Below are 16971 nucleotides of genomic sequence, written 5' to 3' on the forward strand. Positions count from 1 at the left end.
CGCCGGGGTTTGCCTCCGCCGGGACTGCCCCCGCCCGGCCTGCCCTGAGGATTCCCAACCCACGCTAAAGCCGAACCGGATGGAAAGCTGACCTGAGCCCCATATAAAGGGGAGGTATGCCAAAACTCATGACTGCCGTGCTGCTGACCGCCGCCCTCGCCGCCTGTGGTCTCGTCAAGGCCCCCCTGGTGAGCACCTATACGCTGCCTGGAAACGCCGTCTATCCGGAAGGCATCGCGCACCGGGCGGGCAGCCAGAACTTCTACGTCGGCAGCACGACCGACGGCACCATCTTCCGGGGCACGCTGGGCAAGGCGGCCACCGAGGTCTTCCTCGCGCCCACCGCCGAGCGTCCCACCGCTATCGGCATGAAGGTCGATGAGCAGGGCCGGCTGTTTATCGCGGGGGGACCCAGCGGCAAGGTCTTCGTCTACGACACGGCCAGTAAGGCACTGATCCAGGCCTTCAGCACGCCCGCCGCCACCGCGACCTTCCTCAACGACGTGACCCTGACGCCGGACGCCGCCTACATCACCGATTCGCAGCGGCCCGTGCTGTTCCGCATCGGGCGCACGGCGGGCGGTCTGGGCACCCTGGAGTCCTGGCTGGACTTCACCGGCACGCCCCTGCAATACGTGGCGGGCTTCAACCTGAACGGCATCGCCTCCACCCCGGACGGCAAGTACCTGATCGTGGTGCAGTCGAACACCGGCAAGCTGTTCCGCATCACCGTGGCCGACAAGTCCGTGACCGAGATCAACCTGGGCGGCGCCGCGGTCACCAGCGGCGACGGCATCCTGCTGAGCGGCCAGACCCTGTACGTGGTTCGCAACTCGGCCGTGCTGATCGTGCCGGTCGCGCTGTCGGCGGATTTCAGCAGCGGCACCCTGGGTACGGCCTTCACCGATCCCAGCCTGCGCTTCCCCACGACCATCGCGCAGGAGGGCAACCGCCTGCTGGTGGTCAACTCGCAGTTCGACAAGCGCGGCCCGGGTCTGACGCCGGAACTGCCCTTCACCGTGTCCAACGTGGCTCTGCCCAGGTAGCCGGGGGCACGCAGCAGCGACAACATGATTCTCGGGGCGGCGCAGGTCAGGGCGGGTTGACCTGCGCCGCCGTCTGCCCCTTCGTCCAGATGGCGTCAGCCCGTTCCAGCCGGCTCGGCCGCCAGCGCCCGGACGAACTCCGCCGTACCGCCGCTCAGGTGGAGGTGGTGAGTCAGGCCCGCCGGAGCGTCCTCCGCCCGGTGCGCGACGACCATCAGGTGCGTGCCGCCGCGCGCCAACTCGGGCAGCAGGGCCAGGAAGCGGGCCCTGGAGTAGGTGTCGAGGAAGTCCAGCCCTTCGTCCAGGATCAGCAGGCGGGGCCGGTGGACGACCGCGCGGGCCAGCAGCAGGCGCCGGAGCTGCCCCTGCGAGAGCGTGGCGGCGCTGCGTCCCAGCAGCTCGCCCAGGCCCAGGTACGCGGCGATGGCCTCCACCTCCCCGCCCTGCGTGCCGGACAGCTCCGGCGCGAAGCCCTCGCTGCCGCTCCAGGCGCTGGCGATCACCTCCTGGCCCGTCCACTCGCGGCGCTGCCGGATGCCGGTCTCGGCCCCGACCAGCCCCACCGTGCGCCGCCGCTCGCTCAGCAGGTCGCGCCTCAGGTACGGGCGCGTGACCTCGCCGCCCAGAGCGGGCCAGAACTCGCCGGCCACCAGCCGGGCGAGCGTGCTCTTGCCGGAGCCGTTCTCGCCCGTGACCAGCCAGTGCTGCCCGGCCTGCCACGTCCACGAGAGCGGCCCCAGCGCCCGGTGCCCATTGCGGAAGATCTCGGCGCCGCGCAGCCGCACCAGGTCGCCGGAGCCGGGCGGGCGGGGCAGGGGAGACGGAATGGGCGGCCTGGAGGCGTGGAACTCGTCGGCCAGCCGGCCGTCCTCCACGCGCAGGGTGCGCCAGGGCAGCGCCGGGGCCTCGTCGGGTCGGTGGGTCGCCAGGATCACGGCGACTCCGGAGGCGTGGAGGTCTCCCAGCACGCCCCCCAGTTCCGCCCGCGCCCCCTCGCTCAGGCCGTCCGTGAATTCGTCGAGCAGCACGAGTTCGGGCGAGGGCATCAGGGCGCGGGCCAGCACCACCCGCCGCCGCTGGCCGTGGCTGAGGGTGCGGAAATCGCGCTCCAGCAGGGCGCCGATCCCGGTCAGGGCCACCACTTCGGTCAGCCTGGCCTCGGCGGCCGGACTGCCGCCCCAGAGGTTCAGGGCTTCGCCCTCGAACCCGGCCAGCAGCACGTCGCGCACGGTCTGCACCCAGTCGCGGGTCAGGAAGAACGCCTCGGCGTCCGGGCCGACCAGGGACAGCGTGCGGCGGGCCTGCACGGCGGAGCGGCGTGGAACCCCGCCCAGGCCGTAGGTGCGCCTCCCGCCGACCGGGGCGACCTCACCGGCCAGCACCCTCAGCAGCGTGGTCTTGCCGCCGCCGTTCGGGCCGGAGAGCCGGATGGCCTCGCCCGGCTGGATGTGCAGGGTGACGTGCTGGAGCAGGCTCCGGCCTCCGGCGATCACGGTGACGTCTTGCAGCTCGACCAGGGGCAGCATCGGGCCTGAGTGTAGCGGTGCGGTGGGCATGGTCGGGCGTGACGAAGTCCGGTTTCATCCACCCCCCTCCCGTGCTTCCATAGCCCCATGCCGCGCACCCTCCACCTCATCAAACATGGAAGACCGACGATCGTTCCGGGCGTGCCGGCGCACGAGTGGGCACTGGCGGAAGGTGCGCTGGACGGCCTCCCGGCGCTGGTCGCCCGGCTCACCCCCCGGCCCGACCTCGTGGTGTCCAGCGAGGAGCCCAAGGCGGTGGCGACGGCTCAGGGGCTGGCGGCGGCGCTGGGGGTGCCGCACCGACGCATGGTCGGCCTGCACGAACAGCTGCGCTACACGTCCCCCTTCCACGCCGATCCTGCCGACTTCGAGGCCGAGATCGCCCGGTTCTTCCAGCATCCGGATCAGGTCGTGTCGGGTGAGGAGAGTGCCGAGGGTGCCCGAAGCCGCTTCGGCAACGCGGTGAACGCCGTCCTGGCCGCCAATGGGCAGGACACCATCGCCATCGTCGCGCACGGCACGGTGATCAGCCTGCTGGCGGCCCAGGCGAACAGGCTCGACCCGCTGCCGCTGTGGCGGTCGCTGGGGCTGCTGGGCGTGCTCACACTCGACGTTCCTGGCCTGCGTCTGCGGGAACGTTAGGCGCCTGGGGCGCGTACTGGCCACTACAGGAGGCAAGACATGGGATTGACGATCGTGGTGGTGTTTCTGGTGTTGCTGGTGATCATCACCCTGCTCGCCGGGGTCAAGAGCGTGCCGCAGGGGTACCAGTGGACCCAGGAGCGCTTCGGGAAGTTCCAGCGCACCCTCAAGCCGGGGCTGAACCTGATCATTCCGTACATCGACCGGATCGGGCGCAAGGTCAACATGATGGAACAGGTCATGGACGTGCCCAGCCAGGAGATCATCACCCGCGACAACGCGCTGGTGACGGTGGACGGCGTGGTGTTCTACGCCGTGCTGGACGCCGCCAAGGCCAGCTACGAGGTTCGCAACCTGGAGCAGGCCACGCTGAACCTCACCATGACCAACATCCGCACGGTCATGGGCTCCATGGATCTGGATGAACTGCTCAGCAACCGCGACCAGATCAACGCCCGCCTCCTGAGCGTGGTGGACGAGGCCACCGAGCCGTGGGGAGTCAAGGTCACGCGCATCGAGGTCAAGGACATCAAGCCGCCGGCCGATCTGGTCGCCTCGATGGCCCGCCAGATGAAGGCCGAACGCGAGAAGCGCGCCAACATCCTGGACGCCGAGGGCTTCCGGCAGGCCGCCATCCTGAAGGCCGAGGGTGAGAAGCAGGCCGAGATCCTGAACGCCGAAGGGGCCCGGCAGGCCGCGTTCCTGCAGTCCGAGGCCCGCGAGCGTCAGGCCCAGGCCGAGGCCGCCGCGACCCGCATGGTGAGCGAGGCGATCGCCGCCGGCAACGTGCAGGCCATCAACTACTTCGTGGCCCAGCGCTACGTGGACGCCCTGAAGGAGTTCGCCACCTCGCCCAACCAGAAGACCCTGATCCTGCCGATGGAGGCCACCGCCATCCTGGGCAGCCTGCAGGGCATCGCGGAGGTTGCGAAGGAAGCCTTCGGCGGGCGCAAGGACTAGGGCCGTGGACTGGCTGCCGACCCTGGAGCGTGTGCAGCCCTGGCACTGGTGGGTGCTGGGCGCTGGCCTGCTGATTCTGGAGGTGCTGGCTCCCGGCATCTTCTTCGTGTGGCTGGCGCTGGCCGCCTTCATGCTGGGACTGATCGTGTTCGTGCTGCCGGTGCCGGTGGCCCTGCAGCTCCTGCTCTTCGCCGGCCTCAGCGTGGCCGCCGTGCTGGTCGGGCGGCGCTACGTGAACCGGCTTGTGCTGGGCGGCTCGGAGGGCGACGATATGAACCTGGGCGCGGGCCGCCTGGTGGGCCGCACCGTGACCGTGACCACCGCCATCCACAACGGCGTGGGCCGCGTGCGGGTGGGCGACTCCGACTGGCGCGCGACCGGCCCGGATACCCCGGTCGGCGCGAACGTCCTGATCGTGGACGCCGACGGCACGACCCTGATCGTCCGGGAGATCAATGGGACGTGGGTGTAGGGGAGAGAGGGAGAGAGAGGGGCGGCCAGATGGGATGTGTCTGGCCGCCTTGTCCTGTCATGCGTGTCCGCCTCAGCGGGCCGGATACAGCCAGCGCCGCAGCGTGCGCGAGAGCAGGGGCAGCACCGGCCAGTTCAGGAACAGCGTCGCCAGGAACGCCGAGGGCAGGATGGCGGCCCACCATACCCAGTCCTGGGTCAGCGGCCGCGCCAGCCAGGTGAACAGCAAAATGAGCGGGTACACGCCCACGAAGCCCACCAGGACGGTCTTCCACAGCGGCGGCGCCGGCAGGCTGGCCGGACGGTCGAACCAGGCCTCCAGTCCCCGCGCCTCCCGGTAATCGACCTCGGCGGCCGTGAAGGCGGGCAGTTCCTCCAGCATCTTGCGGTAGGTCGGGTCGTGGCGCCACGCGTCCAGCGCCGCCTGGGAGGCGAAGCGCAGCAGCGTGATGTATTCCGGGGTGGGCCGCGAGGGATCGCGCAGCACGTGCAGGCCCACGAAGCCCGGGTGCTTGGCGAGTAGCGCCTGTACCCGGTGCGCCCAGGCCTCGTAGGCGGGCACCTGCGAGGGCCGCACCCGCTCGGTGATCACCAGCGTCACTCCGTCCGGCGTGGCGGCCGAGCCGGAAGGAACGGTCATGGCAGAGGGGGCTTCTGGCGCAGACATCAGCGGACGCAGCTTACTGTAAGTCTGCCCGGTTCATCATCCGGCGCCTCTGATACCCATTGCGGCACAGTCGCTCAAACTTGAGCGACTGTGCCCGACCAAAGGGAGAAGCAACAAGGACGCGTGGCGCGACGTGGAGGAACCTCCGGCGCTCTCCCGGAGGTTCCGGAATGAAGCGCAACGCGTATGACCCAGCCGGGCCCACACGAACAACCCCCTCCAGTGCGGAGGGGGCCAGGGTGAAGCGGAGTGGACTGAAGATCAGCGCTTGCTGAACTGGGGCGCGCGGCGCGCCTTCTTCAGGCCGTACTTCTTGCGTTCCACTTCGCGCGGGTCGCGGGTCAGCAGGCCCTTGGGCTTCATGGTGGCGCGGAAGTCGGGGTTGACCTTCAGCAGCGCGCGGGCGATGCCCAGCTTGATGGCGTCGGCCTGGCCGGTGGGGCCACCGCCGGCGACCGTGATCACGGCGTCGTAGCGGCCGGCGGTGCCGGTCTCGCGGAAGGCCTGCAGGGCGTGGACGGCGCGCAGCAGCCCACGGAAGTAGGTCTGGAACTCCTTGCCGTTCACCATGATCTTGCCTTCGCCGGGGCGGAGGAACACGCGTGCGACGGCCGTCTTGCGGCGGCCCGTGCCGTAGAACTGTTCAGGTTGCTGGATCGCCATGGTTATTTGACCTCAAGTGTCTGGGGCTGCTGGGCGGTGTGGGGATGCGCGGGGCCGGGATAGACCTTCAGGCGGCTGTGCATCGCGCGGCCCTGGCGGCCCTTGGGCAGCATGCCGAACACGGCGTGCTCGATGACGCGCTCGGGGTGCTTGGCCAGCGCCTGACGGGCGGTTTCGGTCTTCAGGCCACCCTGGTAGCCGGAGTAGCGGGTGTAGACCTTGCCGTCCAGCTTGTTGCCGGTCAGCGCGACTTGCTGGGCGTTCACGACCACCACGAAGTCACCCTGGATGATGTTCGGGGTGAAGTCCGGGCGGTGCTTGCCACGAATGCGGCTGGCGATCAGCGTCGCCAGTCGGCCCAGGGGCACGTTGGTCGCGTCGACCACGACCCAGTTCTGCTCGTCATTTTTGGGGATGTAGGTTTTCACCTTGAAACTCCATAAACAGTGGGATTTGGCTGGCGACCTCGGCCCACGCCGCCGGGGAGACGGCGCGTCCGTGTCCGGGAGCCTCCCGGTCATCTCGGCCCTACCAAGCGCGAGACACTAAAGGCCAAGGTATCAGATGTGGGGGTCTTGGGGCAAGGTCAGGACAGTGGCCTAGGATGAGTCTAATCAGCGGGCAGGCGGCATGGGCGGGCTTACGGGTGGACGTTTCCCACCGGGTTTGAACCAGCCGACGTTGAGTTTGGTCTGGGGGATGGGAACGGCAAGAGTTGCGAATCTGCCCGGCTGACCGCCCATATCCTGGGCAACCCGAATCTTCACGACTCCCCTCAGTGTCTGTTCGCCGGACGATACCGAGCCCAGATACTCCATTGACCTGACGGTGCCGACTCCCCAGCGCTCGGGTGGCCGGAGTTCGGCGGTGCAGACGATCCTGGCGGGCGGGAGCGCTGGCGCCTCCAGAACGAAGAAATCGAGCCTGCAACGAGTACCTGGGTCAAACCAGACGTTCCCAGGCCCTCTGTTGACGACATCCACGCGCACCAGTCCGGGATTGTATTCATACGCCCGGTTGACCCGAAGTGTCGCGGCGAATTGCTCAGGCGTCTGGGCCAGCCCCATAGACGTTGAAAGCAGGATCAGACACGCCCACCTCATCCCACTCCTTCGGTCAGGTATTCCAGCGCCAGGCGGTAGCCGAAGAAGCCCAGGCCACTGATCTTGCCCCGGCACACGGCGGCGGTCACGCTGGTGTGGCGGAACTCCTCGCGGGCGTCCACGTTGCTGATATGCACCTCGACCACCGGCAGGGGCTGGCTGGCGATGGCGTCGCGCAGGGCGTAACTGTAGTGAGTCAGCGCCCCGGGATTGATGGCGATGCCGGTGAAACCCTGCTCCTGCGCCTCGTGAACCCACTCCAGCAACTGGCCCTCGTAGTTGCTCTGGCGGCAGGTGACCGACTCGCCCAGCTCGGCGCCCCAGGCTTCGCACTGGCGTTCCAGATCCTCCAGCGTCTGCGCGCCGTAGACCCCCGGTTCGCGCAGGCCGAGGCGGTTCAGGTTGGGGCCGTTCAGCACGAGCAGCATGGCTCAGCCTAGCGGGTTTAGGGCCGAAAGGTGACGAAGCCGACCAGGGCTGAACTCACCAGCCCTGGGAGACCTCGGCCTGCCACGCGGCGAACTCCGACTTCAGAACGCCGCTCTCCACGCGTGTCAGGTACGGCCGGACCAGCTCGCGCAGCAGCACGAAGCGCACGCCGTCGGCGTCGGCCTTCTTGTCGCGCGCCATGAAGGGCATCACGTCGTCGAAGCTCAGCCGGGGCAGGGGCGCCGGGCGCTGCCAGCGCAGGAAGGCCAGCGTGTCCGGGGTCAGGTCGGCGCCGCCCAGGGCGCGGCCCAGGTGAGCGGCGTAGTGCATCCCGTAGGCCACCGCCTCGCCGTGCGGCAGGGCGTGGTGGGTCACCGCCTCCAGCGCGTGCGCCAGGGTGTGCCCGAAGTTCAGGAAGGCGCGCTCGCCCTGCTCGGTCAGGTCGCGGGTCACCACCCCGGCCTTCACCGCCACGGCGTCGGCCACGGTGTCCTCCAGCAGCGCGCCGCCGGGCCGGAACTCGGGGGCCAGCACGCGCGGCAGCAGGCTGGGGTCTTGAATCAGCCCGTGCTTGAAGGCCTCGGCGGCGCCCTCGCGGAACACGGCGGGCGGCAGGGTGCCCAGGGTGTCCGTGTCGCACCACACGGCTCTGGGCGGCCAGAAGGCGCCCACCAGATTCTTGCCTTCCGGCAGGTTCACGCCGGTCTTGCCGCCCACCGCCGCGTCCACCATGCCCAGCAGGGTGGTCGGCAGGGTATAGAACGCCACCCCGCGCAGGTAGCTGGCCGCCACGAAGCCCGCCAGATCGGTCGCCGCGCCGCCCCCGAGGCCCACCACGGCGCCGTCGCGGGGCAGGTTGGCCGCCGCCAGCTGCGAGAGCACGCGGCCCAGCACCTCTATGGTCTTGCAGTCGTCGCGGGCGGGGACGCTCACGGTCAGGGTGGGGGAGAGGGCCACCTGCACTCGCGCCACGAACTCGGCCGGCAGGTCGTCCGGGTGGATCAGGGCGATGTGGCGCTGCGGCAGGCTGACGGTCTCCAGCAGGCCGGCGCCGACCCTGACCTCGTAGCGGTGGGCCGGGCCGGCCCCGCCGACCTCAATCCGTCGCACGTTCCTCCAGCCCCGGCGGCAGCGCCTCCGCCTCGGCCCAGGCGTGCTGCGCGTCGGCCCAGTTCCAGAGCCGCTCGATCACCTCCTCCACGATCTCCTCGGAGGGGCGGCCGTCGCTGTGCACGTGGATGGTGCCCTGCTGGTAGACCGGGGCGCGCTCATCCATCAGGTGGCGGATACGGCCCATCGGGTCGTCGGTGCGGAGCAGGGGGCGGTCGCTGTGCTTGGTGCGGGCGTAGACGGTCTCGGGTGTGGCCCACAGCACGACCACCGGCCCGCGCCCGAGCAGTACCCGGCGGTTCTCCTCCTGGATGAAGGTGCCGCCGCCCAGGCTGATGACCGCGTGGTCGAGCCGGGTCACGCGCCGCACGACCTCCTGCTCGCAGGCGCGGAAGTACCCCTCGCCTTCCTGCGCGAACACCTCGGGAATGCTCTTGCCCACCACCCGCGTGATCAGCTTGTCGGTATCGACGAAATGCAGGGCCAGGGCGCGCGACAGCTCCCAGCCGACGCGGCTCTTGCCAGTGCCCATGAAGCCCGCCAGCGCCACCCAGTTCACCGGGCGGTCGATCAGGCTGGGGGCCAACATGGGGGACAGTGTAAGGGAAGCGCGCGCCGGGAGCGTGACCGATGCTCCTTCAATCCCCTGGCCGTGATCCCCGGCTGCCCCGCTCTGACCGCCTTCGCTGAGGTAAGCGCGGAGGCCCGCCTCGACCTGCCCGGGCAGATCGGGGTCGGGGGCCGGTTCAGGCCCGTGGGCGGGCGGCGGCCGTTCGGGCATGGCGGCGCTCAGTACGCCTGCGAGTAGGCCCGCGCGGCGCTGACCCGTTCCTGCACCTCCGCCATGGTGTCGCCCCCGAACTTCTCCAGCATCGCCTCGGCCAGCACGCAGCCGATCACGCACTGCAGGATCACCCCGGCGGCGGGCACGGCGGTGGTGTCGCTGCGCTCGCGCGCCGCGTCGGAGGGCTCGTGCGTGACCACGTTCACGGTCGGCAGCGGCTTCATCAGGGTGGCGATGGGTTTCATGGCGACCCGCACGATCAGCTCCTCGCCGTTGGTCATGCCGGCTTCCAGGCCGCCCGCCGCGTTGGTGTCGCGGGCGTAGCTGCCCTCCCGGTAGTACACCGCGTCGTGCACGCCGCTGCCCGGCCGCGTGGCGTTCTCGAAGGCCCGGCCGATCTCCACCCCCTTCATAGCCTGCACGCTCAGGCACACCTGGGCGATCCGGCCGTCGAGCTTGCGGTCGTAGTGCACGTAGGAGCCCAGGCCCACCGGCAGGCCCCGGAAGCGCACCTCCAGGATGCCGCCCAGCGTGTCGCCGTCCTTCTTGGCCTGGTCGATGCGCTCGCGCATCCGGGCGGCGGCGTCGACATCGGGGGTGCGCAGCTCAGAATCCTCGATGGCGTCCAGATCGTCCCAGGAGAAGGCCTGCCGGGTCTCGATGCCCGCCAGACTAGAGACATAATTCGCGCCCTGCACGCCCAGCTCCGAGAGCAGCTTGAGGGCCACCGAGCCCACCGCCACGCGCGCCGCCGTCTCGCGGGCGCTGGCCCGTTCCAGCACGTCGCGCAGATCCTTGTGGCGGTACTTGATGCCGCCGGTCAGGTCGGCGTGGCCGGGGCGGGCGTCGGTCAGGGCCTTCTTGCGGGGCTCGCCGCCCGGCTCGGGCGACATGATCTCCGTCCAGTTGCGGTGATCCCTGTTCTGGATGACCAGCGTGATCGGCGCGCCGGTCGTGCGCCCCGCACGTACCCCGCTCAGGATCTCGGCCTCGTCGGTCTCGATGACCATGCGCCGGCCGCGCCCGTAGCCGCCCTGGCGCTTCCTGAGCCACGGGTCGATGTCACTCTTCTCCAGCGGTAACTGCGCCGGCAGCCCCTCGATGATGGCCGTCAGTTGCGGCCCGTGCGACTCCCCAGCGGTCAGATACCTCATGCCTGCGACTGTAGCGCCCAGGCGGGCGTGCGGCCGGCCCCATGACCAAACAGCCGCGACCAGACAGCCGCGAGCAAACTGCGCGACCAGACAGCTGCAACCAAACAGCCATCAGAAAGGAGCGCCCCCCGGCAAAGGGAGCCGCTCCAGACAGGGGAAAGGCTTACTGGACGATGGTACCGGTGATGACCACCAGCAGCTGGGTCTGCTCCTTGCGGGTGGACTGCTTGCCGAACAGCGCGCCCACCACCGGCAGGCTCGACAGGAAGGGCACGCCGTCGTTGTTCTGCGTCTCCTTGGTCTTGAGCAGGCCGCTGAGCAGCACGGTCTCGCCGTTTTTCAGCGTCAGGGTGGTCTGGGCCTCGGAGTTGGTGAACTGCAGCAGGTTCGGCACGGTCGAGTTGTTGATCACGGTCGTCAGGTCGTTGATCTGGCCGCGCACGCGCAGGGTGATGCTGCCGTCCGGGGCGACCTGCGGGCTGAAGAAGTCCAGGTTCACGCCGTAGTCGATCTGCTTTTGGATGGGCGGCACGTTCGCGCCCACCGAGGGGATGTTCAGTTCCAGCCGTCCGCCGGACTTGATGCTGGCGGCCGCGCTGCTCGACGAGTTCTGGGTGTCGGTGGAGCTGCCCAGCGAGCGCTGACCGCTCTGCATGGTCACGGCGCCGTCGTAGACGCTCTTGCTCAGGCCCTGGTTCTGCAGGGTATTCAGCGTCGGCCCGAGGTTGAAGCCCACCAGGCTCTTGGTGGGGTCGAAGGCGGCCGTGAGGCCCCCCTTGCCCGCCGAGACGTTGAAGCCGCCGAAGCCCAGGTTCCAGTCCACGCCCAGGCTGCGGGCCGCCGTCTCGGTGATCTCCTGGATGCGGACCTGCACGTTGATCTGCGGCACCCGCACGTCCAGCCGGGGGATCAGATCGCCCACCTGCGCGACCTGCTCGGCCGTGCCGCGCACGATCACGGTGTTGGTGCGCTTGTCGGCGATGATCGTGACGGCGGAGGCGCCCGCGCTCGGGGCCGCCGTGCCCGCCGGCGCGTTGGCCGTGGTCTGGGCGCCGGTCGAGGCGCTGACCGGCGCGTTCGCCAGGGCACCCGAGGTGTAGGGCTGCCCGGTGAGCGGGTTGATCAGGGTGGCGCCCGGCACCAGGTTCGTGCCGTCGCCCGTGGCCAGCTCGCGGGCCAGCGTGCCCTCCAGGGTTGCCTTGATCTCCTCGGCGCTGGCGTTGACCAGCGTGAACACCTTCTGGATGGTGCCGGGCGCGGCGGCGGCGGGCCGGTCGACCTGCGCGAGCAGGCCCAGGGCGGCCGTGAGCTGATCCTGCGGGCCGTTGATGACCAGTTGCCCGGTCTGCCCGACCGGCGTGATCTTGAGGGCCGGGAACTGGGCGCCCAGCACGGCCACGGCGTCGGCCTGCGCGCCCTTGACCGTGTAGACCTGCTGCGAGGTCGCGGGGGCGGCGGCGGCCGGGGCCGGGGCCCTATCGACCTGGCCCAGCAGGCTCAGGGCGGCGTCCAACTGACTCTGCGGCCCGGTGATTACGATCTGGCCGCTCTGCCCGAAGGGCGCCACGCGCAGGGTCGGGAACTGGGTGCCCAGCAGCGTGACCACGTCGGCCTGGCTGCTCTTGACGGAGTAGATGCGCTGGGCCTGGGTGGGCGCCGCGCCCGGCGTGCCCTGCGCGGCCACGATCTGCGAGAGCAGCCGCTCGATCTGGGCGACTTCCTGGTTGGTGCCCCGGATGATCACCGAGTTCGAGGACGGTTCGGCCACGATCCGCATGGTCGTGGAGTCCAGCACGATCTCTTCCTGGGAGGAGGTGGCGGTGGCCGGGCCGCTTCCCTGCTGGGTCGCCTGTGCGGTGGCGGGCCTCAGCGTCCCGAAGGACAGCTTCAGCTGCCGCTCGACCGCGCCGGCCTCCAGGGTGGCGGGCAGCTTCACGATGCGCTGGATGGGCTTGAGGCCCACCCGCAACACCGTCTTGCCGCCGATGTTCAGCGACTCGTAGCTCAGGCCGTAGATGTCCAGCACCAGCGGCCAGACCTCGTTGAAGGGCTTGTTGCTGAAGGCGTACGACACGGTGGTGCCGGCGGCCGCAGAGGCGGAGGAGCTGCCCGCGGGGGCCGGGCTGGAGGACGCCACGCTGTTGGTTCGCAGCACCTCGTCGGCGTTGGGTTCGATGATCAGGTCGTAGCCGGCGCTTTTCGCCAGGGCCACGAGCACCGAGGTCAGGTCGCTGCCGGAACGCCGGATCTCGAAGGTCACGGCGGCGCTGGACAGGCCACGGTCGGCCACGGCTGTGCCCGCTGCCGGAGCGGCGGCCGGGGTGGAGGTCTGCGCGGCGGCCATGCCGAGCGCGGCGGTCAGCAGGAGAATTGCGTAGCGTCTAGTCATGGCTCACCTTTTATCCAGTTCGAGAATTTTCGAGTCGGTACCTAAGTTCAGCGTGGCGCTGGTCGGGGTGATGGCGCTCACGACCACCTTCGAGTCGGGCAGGGCCTGACCGCTGGACACCACCACGTAGCCGGATCTGCCCCGGAAGATCGCGGTGTTCACCGGGCCGAGCACCACGGCGTTGAACACCAGTTCCTGACCCTGCACGAACTGATCGAGGGGGCTGGCGGCCTGCGCCTCGGCGCTTCCCGCGTCGCCGCGTCCGAGTTCGGTGATCACCTGTGGCGTGCCCGGGGTGGGCAGCGCCGTGGACAGTGGGGTGGTCGGCGGGGTGGTCTGGGGGTTGCCGGTCTGGGCACCGCCGGTCTGCGCCGCCGGGGCGCTCGCCAGGTCGGGCAGGCGGGTCACGCTGGGCACGCTGACCCCGGCGATGGGAGGGGGAACCGGCTTGGGTTCGGAGAGCGTGACCGTACCCCCGGTCTGGGCACCGCCGTCCGGGGTGGGCAGCGGCGTGGGCCGGGGCACCACGACCGGCGTGGCTCCGCTGCCGGTGCCGCCGTCTCCGCCGGGAATCACCGGGATGGGCAGGGCGCCGCCACTGACCGCGCCGGAATCGACATTCACGCTGCCGTCGGCGCCGGGGATCGGGCTCAGGCCCAGCGGGCCGCCGTTGCTTCCCAGGGAATCGACCGGTTCAGGCGGGCTGGAGGGCACCACCGCCGTGACCGGGCCGGTGCTGGTAGAGCCGCCGTTGGAGGGGCCGCTGCTCACCGGGTTCGCCGGCGTGGTGGAGGGCACGGTGCCGGTCGCCGCGTCCAGGCTCAGCGGCCGGAAGGGGTTGCGGCCGGGAGCCGCGGCGATCACGCCGTCGGGGTTGATGCCGCTGGGCACTGCGGGCTCGGCGGGGGCGGGGGCCGGGGTGACGGCCGCCTCGTCGGTCGGGAAGGGCGGAATCACCTCGACGTCCACCTGGGCGTCGGGCTGCACCGTGAGGGGCGGCGTGGTGGCCGTGTCGCCGCCGGTGGTGCCGCCCGCCTGGCCGCCGGGCCTGGCGCCGGCCGAGGCGGTCGGCGCGCTGCCGGGGGTCACCGGCACGGCGTCGGGGTTGCTGCCGGCCGCGCTCCCGGAGGCGCTGCCTGATCCGCTGCCGGTGGTCTGGCCGGAGGGCTGGGCCGCCTGCTGGGCGAGTTCGCTAGCCGAGCGGTTGTTCGTCCACACGTACCACAGGCCGATCAGGCCGACCATCAGCAGAAGCATCAGCAGGAGCTTCATCTCGCGGGAGAGTTTCACGGGCGCGCGGGTCACTGGGTGCCTCCTGGGGCGGCCGGGGCGGCTGGAGCGGCGGGCGCCCCCTCGGTTCCTCCGGCCTGCGCGGCGGCCTGCGACGCATCGAAGGTGTAGACCGTCATGCCGAGAGAACCTTCCAGTTCCGGATCGAAGGAGCTGGCCGCCGGCAGCTGCAGGGCCACGTTGCTGACCGTGGTGAAGCGGCTCATGGTCTCCACGCTGCGCAGGGTCTGGAACATCTGGGTGAACTTGCCGCGCACGCCGATGGTCAGGTTCAGGGGCCGCACGCCGCCGGGGAGGTTGGCCACGGCGCCCGGCTGCACGGCGAAGTTGGTCATGCGGGCGCCGCTGGCGGCGGTGGTCAGGCGCAGCTCGTCCAGCACGGCGCCGAAGTTGGCGGCGCTGGGCAGGGCGGCCAGGAACTTCTCGCGCTCGACCCGCAGGGTGTCGACTTCCTCCCGCAGGGCGGGCAGGCGGCTGGCGGCCGATCTCAGGCTGGTGACCTGGGTGTTGAGCGATTCGAGCTGGCCGCTCAGCTCGCCGATCCGCTGCTGGCGGGGCTGGAAGCGCAGCGTGAACCACCCGCCGATCAGCAGGAGGCACAGCCCCAGCGCCACCAGGAACTGGTTGCGTGGAGAGAGTTTAGTCAACATGGCGCCCCCCGTTCGCGGAGCTGGTGGCGAGCGGAGCGCCCGGCGTCAGTGTGCTCGGCGGACTGCTGGCCGGGGCGCTGGTCGCCGGGGCGGGAGGCGCTGGCGGCGCCTGTCCGGGCGCGGGCACCACTTCCGGCGGGGCCGCGTCCGGGGCGAGGCCGACCACGCCCACGGTGGCGGTGAAGTTGTATTTGCCGGAGGCTTCGTCGTTCTGCAGGGTCTTGAAATTCACCCCGAAGTTCGGGTTGGTCTCGAAGGTCTTGAGGAAGGTCACCACCGCCTGCTGACTGTTGGCAATGCCGGTCAGGTCGATTTCCCGCACGACGTTCTTGCCCAGATAAATGCCGTTCTGCTGCAGGGTGCTCAGGGCGCCCGACTCCATGGGCCGGATGGTCATGCTCTTGACCGCCACGCCGCTGCCGGCGGGCAACTGCGCGCTGAAGGCGGCCAGATCGTTGATCCAGTAGGTCTTGGTGGCCCGCAGCTGCGTGGCGATGGCCGTGACCTGCTCCAGTTCGCGCTTCTCGGCGTTGAGCTTGTCGTATTCCAGCTTGGCCGGGGTCAGGGCGGTGACCTCGCCGTTCAGGGCGTCGATCTGCCGGTTCAGTTCGCCGATCCGGGTGAAGGTCACGACCTCGGGGATCAGGATCGCGGCGACCGTCACGGGCACCAGGGCGTACATGGCAAAGCGCCAGGCGCTGGGTTCACTCTGCTTGCGGTACTGCTGGGGCAGCAGGTTGATTTCAACCACGGCTGCTCACCCCCCGCAGGGCCAGGCCCAGGGGCACCGTGAACTCGGGGGCGTTGGTCTGCAGGTAGCCGGTATCCACGTTGGCCTGATCGGTCTGAACCGTCAGCCAGGGGCTGGCGACCTCGACCCGGAAGCCCAGCGCGTCGCTGATGGCGGCGGCCAGCCCGCGCAGCTTGGCGCCGCCGCCGGCCAGGAAGGTGCGGTCGATGACCACGTCGCCGCTCTGCACGCGGTAGAACTCCAGCGAGCGGCGGATCTCGGTGATCAGGTCGCCCAGCACCGGCCGCACGACCTCGAAGACGCGGGCCGGGGAATACTGTTCACGCGCCAGATCGAAGTTCAGCAGATCCTCCTCGTCCTCGGTGGGGGTGGTGGCGGTCGCGTAGCCGAGCTTGACCTCCTCGGCGGCGCTGAAGTCCAGATCGAAGGATTTCTGCAGTGCGGTGGTGAAGTCGTCGGCCGCGACGTTGATGTTGCGGGTGAGCAGCACGCGGTCGCCGCGCACCAGGTTGATCACCGAGGAGCTGGCCCCGATCTCCATGACCAGCGCGACCTCGCCGGCCTCGGTGTAGTTGCTGCCGGTCAGGGTGCTCTTGGTCAGGTGCTCGCCCAGCAGGTTGCCGCGCAGGGCCCGCAGCGCCGCGAAGGACTTGAGATCCACCACGGTCGGCTCCAGACCGGCCAGCCGCAGCACCTCGACCTGCCGGGCGATCGCCTCGGTGGGCGCGGCGGCGATCACGATCTCCATCTGGCCGTCGTCGGGGATGGTGCTCGGGTCGTCCAGCAGATCGAAGTCCAGGCTCACGTCGTCGATGGGGTAGGGGATGTAGCGCTCGGCCTCCCACTTGATGGCCTCCTGCAGATCCTTACGATCCATCTTGGGCACCATGATGTTGCGCGTGACCGCCGACTGGTTGGGCACGGCGGTCACGGCGTATTTGGTGGTGATGCGGTGTTCGGCCAGCAGGTTCTTGAGTTCGGTGGCGACGGCCTGCGGTTCGACCACCAGACCGTCGCGCATGGAACCGATCGGCGTCGGCACCATGACGGCGTGCAGGAGGGACGGCGGAGAACCAGGCCGCAAGGACACCACTTTGATGGCGCTGGTTCCGATCTCCACGCCAAGGGCCATGGGACGCGGATTCATGAGGCGTTGCAGGAAACTTGACATTCTCCCTCCAGGGTCAGGCGGATTTTAACATTCACTCATCTGGTGAAAGCCAATCCAGAGGGGGAATGACAGCAAGTCGGGGCAGGCGGGAGGACGGGGGAGCATAACGGCCTCATGGAATCATGTGGGTGCTTACGGAACTCTGACATGTCGGCGACGGCGTTT

The 16971-nt window shown here is 69.8% G+C and carries 17 protein-coding genes; 4 read left to right on the forward strand and 13 right to left on the reverse strand.

Annotated elements, in window-relative coordinates; translation table 11 throughout:
• The first annotated feature begins 128 nt into the window (after positions 1–128).
• The gene (locus tag CVO96_RS13280) at positions 129–1046 is read left to right on the forward strand and encodes an SMP-30/gluconolactonase/LRE family protein (RefSeq protein WP_207795314.1); all 918 of its coding nucleotides are present in this window, start codon (positions 129–131) and stop codon (positions 1044–1046) included.
• A gap of 95 nt (positions 1047–1141) precedes the next feature.
• On the opposite strand, the gene CVO96_RS13285 is transcribed toward CVO96_RS13280, so the two are convergent.
• Complete coding sequence (locus CVO96_RS13285) at positions 1142–2572, reverse strand: ATP-binding cassette domain-containing protein (RefSeq protein ID WP_103312642.1); 1431 nt, start codon at positions 2570–2572, stop codon at positions 1142–1144.
• A gap of 87 nt (positions 2573–2659) precedes the next feature.
• On the opposite strand from CVO96_RS13285, the gene CVO96_RS13290 reads away from it, so the two are divergent.
• Genes CVO96_RS13290 through CVO96_RS13300 form a run of 3 tightly spaced genes read left to right on the forward strand, consistent with a single transcriptional unit; the run spans position 2660 to position 4646 of the window.
• Positions 2660–3214: a histidine phosphatase family protein gene (locus tag CVO96_RS13290; protein WP_103312643.1), complete on the forward strand. Its 555-nt coding sequence runs from the start codon at positions 2660–2662 to the stop codon at positions 3212–3214.
• Between the two features lie 39 nt (positions 3215–3253).
• Positions 3254–4174: an SPFH domain-containing protein gene (locus CVO96_RS13295; protein ID WP_103312644.1), complete on the forward strand. Its 921-nt coding sequence runs from the start codon at positions 3254–3256 to the stop codon at positions 4172–4174.
• 4 nt (positions 4175–4178) lie between these two features.
• Positions 4179–4646, forward strand: coding sequence for an NfeD family protein (locus CVO96_RS13300; RefSeq protein ID WP_103312645.1), 468 nt, complete (start codon positions 4179–4181; stop codon positions 4644–4646).
• A gap of 72 nt (positions 4647–4718) precedes the next feature.
• On the opposite strand, the gene CVO96_RS13305 is transcribed toward CVO96_RS13300, so the two are convergent.
• The 12 genes from CVO96_RS13305 to pilM form a co-directional block, all read right to left on the reverse strand.
• Positions 4719–5285 (reverse strand): antibiotic biosynthesis monooxygenase, encoded by a 567-nt coding sequence (locus CVO96_RS13305; protein WP_103312646.1) that lies wholly within the window; start codon positions 5283–5285, stop codon positions 4719–4721.
• Between the two features lie 288 nt (positions 5286–5573).
• The gene (gene rpsI / locus CVO96_RS13310; RefSeq protein ID WP_103312647.1) at positions 5574–5975 is read right to left on the reverse strand and encodes a 30S ribosomal protein S9; all 402 of its coding nucleotides are present in this window, start codon (positions 5973–5975) and stop codon (positions 5574–5576) included.
• Positions 5976–5977: 2 nt separating this feature from the next.
• Positions 5978–6403, reverse strand: coding sequence for a 50S ribosomal protein L13 (gene rplM / locus CVO96_RS13315; RefSeq protein ID WP_103312648.1), 426 nt, complete (start codon positions 6401–6403; stop codon positions 5978–5980).
• Positions 6404–7074: 671 nt separating this feature from the next.
• On the reverse strand, positions 7075–7506 hold the full coding sequence (gene aroQ, locus CVO96_RS13320) for a type II 3-dehydroquinate dehydratase (protein ID WP_103312649.1): 432 nt from the start codon (positions 7504–7506) through the stop codon (positions 7075–7077).
• Between the two features lie 55 nt (positions 7507–7561).
• Positions 7562–8617, reverse strand: a complete 1056-nt coding sequence (aroB, locus tag CVO96_RS13325; RefSeq protein WP_103312650.1) for a 3-dehydroquinate synthase — start codon at positions 8615–8617, stop codon at positions 7562–7564.
• Complete coding sequence (locus CVO96_RS13330; protein ID WP_103312651.1) at positions 8604–9206, reverse strand: shikimate kinase; 603 nt, start codon at positions 9204–9206, stop codon at positions 8604–8606. The genes aroB and CVO96_RS13330 overlap by 14 nt, the downstream gene beginning before the upstream one ends.
• A 200-nt stretch (positions 9207–9406) precedes the next feature.
• Positions 9407–10555 (reverse strand): chorismate synthase, encoded by a 1149-nt coding sequence (gene aroC, locus CVO96_RS13335; RefSeq protein WP_103312652.1) that lies wholly within the window; start codon positions 10553–10555, stop codon positions 9407–9409.
• 163 nt (positions 10556–10718) lie between these two features.
• Entirely contained in the window at positions 10719–12944 is a 2226-nt protein-coding gene (locus tag CVO96_RS13340; protein WP_243398356.1) for a secretin N-terminal domain-containing protein, read from the reverse strand.
• A 3-nt stretch (positions 12945–12947) separates the two neighbouring features.
• The gene (locus CVO96_RS13345) at positions 12948–14249 is read right to left on the reverse strand and encodes a hypothetical protein (RefSeq protein WP_103312654.1); all 1302 of its coding nucleotides are present in this window, start codon (positions 14247–14249) and stop codon (positions 12948–12950) included.
• Positions 14246–14884 carry a type IV pilus inner membrane component PilO gene (locus tag CVO96_RS13350; RefSeq protein ID WP_103312655.1) on the reverse strand — a complete coding sequence of 213 codons (639 nt, stop codon included), beginning with the start codon at positions 14882–14884 and terminating at the stop codon, positions 14246–14248. Before CVO96_RS13350 ends, CVO96_RS13345 begins: the two co-directional genes overlap by 4 nt.
• Complete coding sequence (locus CVO96_RS13355; protein ID WP_165795299.1) at positions 14874–15635, reverse strand: fimbrial assembly protein; 762 nt, start codon at positions 15633–15635, stop codon at positions 14874–14876. The genes CVO96_RS13350 and CVO96_RS13355 overlap by 11 nt, the downstream gene beginning before the upstream one ends.
• The gene (pilM, locus tag CVO96_RS13360) at positions 15628–16806 is read right to left on the reverse strand and encodes a type IV pilus assembly protein PilM (RefSeq protein WP_165795300.1); all 1179 of its coding nucleotides are present in this window, start codon (positions 16804–16806) and stop codon (positions 15628–15630) included. The genes CVO96_RS13355 and pilM overlap by 8 nt, the downstream gene beginning before the upstream one ends.
• Positions 16807–16971 lie beyond the last annotated feature (165 nt).

It is taken from the genome of Deinococcus koreensis (genome assembly GCF_002901445.1).
Lineage (GTDB): Bacteria > Deinococcota > Deinococci > Deinococcales > Deinococcaceae > Deinococcus > Deinococcus koreensis.